1 protein-coding gene is annotated in these 2,899 nt (G+C 71.6%); it reads right to left on the minus strand.

The features are described 5' to 3' along the window. Nucleotides 1-76: 76 nt before the first annotated feature. A partial coding sequence (locus HKK72_RS38245; RefSeq protein ID WP_222721660.1) for a M36 family metallopeptidase occupies nt 77-2,899 on the minus strand: 2,823 nt, incomplete at its 5' end.

Here is a 2,899-nt window from a genome sequence, read left to right on the forward strand (position 1 = left end):
AGAGAAACGGGTCTGGCGACCGTCCGCTGGACGGTCGCCAGACCATTTCGTCGAGCTCGGTCCGGCCGGGCCACGGCTATCCGGCGTACACCTGGAACTCCGCCGCGCGAACGAAAGCGGCTCGTGAGCTGCCCGTCGCGCAGTCGGTGGTCGAACGCGGATCGGCGTCCTGCTCACCGGCGTAGGTCGGGTTGCCGGTGCACTGGCTCGAAAGCACCCTCAGCCGCAGATGCGTGGCCTTGGTGTCGCGGATGTCGAACGGCCGGATGGTGAGCTCCGGCGCGCGCACCCGGGGCCGGCCCGACGGGAAGGCGTTCGCCGGACTCGTGTAGACGCTCGTGAACGACGCGTCCTGGGAGCAGTCGGCCCTGCTCGCGTCACAGGCCAGCACCTGGAAGCGGTGCAACGCGGTGAACCTGTTCTGCGCCCCGCCAGGCGTGTGCTCGGGGTCGCCCGCCACGGTCGGCCGCAGCATGGCGCTCACCTGCACCTTGTCGACGCGTACGGCCTTGTCGCCCGCGAGGTCGACGGTCACCTGCCGGCCCGCGACCGGGGCCGTGAGCGACTGCCAGTTCGTCGCCTCGGTCTCGTCGATCAGATTGGCCTGGTCGACGCCGTCGCCCGTGGCCGTGGCGCCATTGGCGGCCGAGGCCTCGTTGCGGGCCATCGACACCGTCAGCGACCTGGTCCGCGAGCTGATCGACGCGGTGAAGCGCTTGTGCCCGAACCCGGCGCCCACCGCCAGGAAGGAGTACTTCCCGGGCACCATCTCGAAGGCGTCGTCCAGGTCCGTGGCCGGATCGGTGTCGGCGACGGGCACGGCCCGGCCCTCGTAGTCGCCCACGTACAGGCGCACGGCGGCGCCCTTGGCCGCCCCGGTCGGCCGCAGCGTCAACGCGGCGTTGCGGGACTCGGGCGAGGCGAAGCTCGGCACCGGGTCGGGATCGGCCGGGCCGTTGCTCGACGCGCCCTCACCGAGGCCGTGCTGGGCGAAGGCGTCCCAGAGCAGCTCGCTGTTGGCGCCGCCGAAGCGGATCGCGTCCGCGGCGAGCAGCGCGTCCCGGTGGTCGACGTAGCTCACCGCCCCGCTGGCCATGAGCAGCAGAGCGTCGAAGGACAGCTGGGCCCAGCGCCGGTTGCCGGGGCACTTGTTCACGGGCAGGTTGCCGTCGGCGCAGGCACGCTGCGTCTTGGCGTTGCCCTTGCCGTACCGGTCGACGAACGCCTGGCGCACGTCGAACTGCGTCGCGCTCCAGATCTCGCCGTCGGCGTGCACCTGCTGGCCGACCAGGTCGTATGCGATGTCGCTGTAGTTGAGCGGGCTCTTGCTCATGTCGTAGTTGCGGATTCCGGCGCGGGTGTCCCCGGTGACATAACCGCCCGTGACGTACGGTGTGTCGCCGCGCGGGCGGAAGCCGTACTCCTGCAGGTACTCCATCGCGAACAGGTCCGAGGTGCTCTCGTTCATCGCCCCGGCCTGCGGCCCGCTCCATCCCGCGTTCGGGCCGCCGATCATGCGCCCCGAGATCGCGTGCGTGTACTCGTGGCCGATCACGCTCATGTCGTAGTCGCCGTCGACGCACGGCGCGTAGAAGGACCCGGCGATCGGCTGCCACATGTACATGTTCGTGATGGCGGGGGTGCCGTCCGGTGGAGTGATCTGGTTGGCGTTGTCACGCACGCTGGCCACCCTGGCGCCGGCCTGGGCGTTGCCCTGCTCGGGGTCGCCCTCGGCGCCGCCGCGGTCGCCGTTCTCGGTCTGCATGTTCCACGCCGACTCGGTGAAGCCGAGCCGGTAGGACCAGTCGTGCATGCGGTTGTGCATCGAGTGCAGGTTGGAGATCGCGGCCTCGAGGTCGGCCTCTTGCGGGCTGTCCAGCGTCGCCGGGTCGCACTTGGCCTCATGCCACTGGTTGGTCCAGGGGTAGCTGTAATTGCGGTCCGGCTTCGGAGCGTTGGAGCGGGTGCCGACCGTGAAGGCGTCGCCACTGGCGCGGTTCTCATAGGTGCGGGCGGAGTTGCCGATGCTGGTGTTCGTGGGGGCGCCGGTGGTGTGGTCGACGTCCCAGGCCAGACCGGTGGCCGGATCGCCGCCGACGACGTAGTCGCAGCCCCGGGCCGGTCGCCAGCACCAGGTCTGCCGGGTGTCCCGGGAGGAGTAATCGTTCGGCGGGTTCGCGGGGAAGGCCTCCCAGCGCGGGTTGCCCGGATCGGCCGCCTCCGCGTGGTCGACCAGGTTCTCCTGGATCAGCACCTTTCCGGTGCGGGCGTCGACGTAGGAGTTGACGGCGGCCGGCTCGCCCTGGAAGCCGGCGGAGTCGATGAGCGTGACCTGGTAGGCCGTCCGCGCGCCCTCGGCCGTCGGCACGGCGACGAGCTTGGTCTTCCTGGTCTCGGCCGCCGCGACCGCGATGCCCGCGTCCCGGGCGGCCGACTCGATCGCCTCGCCCTGGTCGAGTGTGGCGGGCGCCGGAGCCGCCGTGTCGCGGGCCAGGCTGGAGGAGACCGAGAGCACCTTGCCGCCGGACACGCCCACGGCGACGAGGCCGTCGTGCCCGGCCGGCAGGTCCCCGAAGCGCTGGCGCAGCAGCACTGCCGCACCGTCGCCGATGGGGTTGACCGCCACCTTCTCCAGGGACTTGACGGCATCGCCGGTCAGCCCGAACAGCTGCTGGTTCGCGCTCAGGTAGGCGCGGGCCGTCTGCTCGGCGTCAGCGGGCAGCCCCGTGGCGAGCGCGGCACCGGACCTGGTGACCGTCGCCGGCGTGCCGAGCCTGTTCCACCGGACGGTCGCGCCGGACGCGAGCCCTCGCTGCGAGCCGGTGGGCGCGACCCAGCCGGTCCTGACGTCCTTGTCGGGTCGGGCGGAGTGCTCGGCCTGGATGTCCGGCGGCACAGG

This window comes from Actinomadura sp. HBU206391 (assembly GCF_014323665.1).
Lineage (GTDB): Bacteria > Actinomycetota > Actinomycetes > Streptosporangiales > Streptosporangiaceae > Actinomadura_C.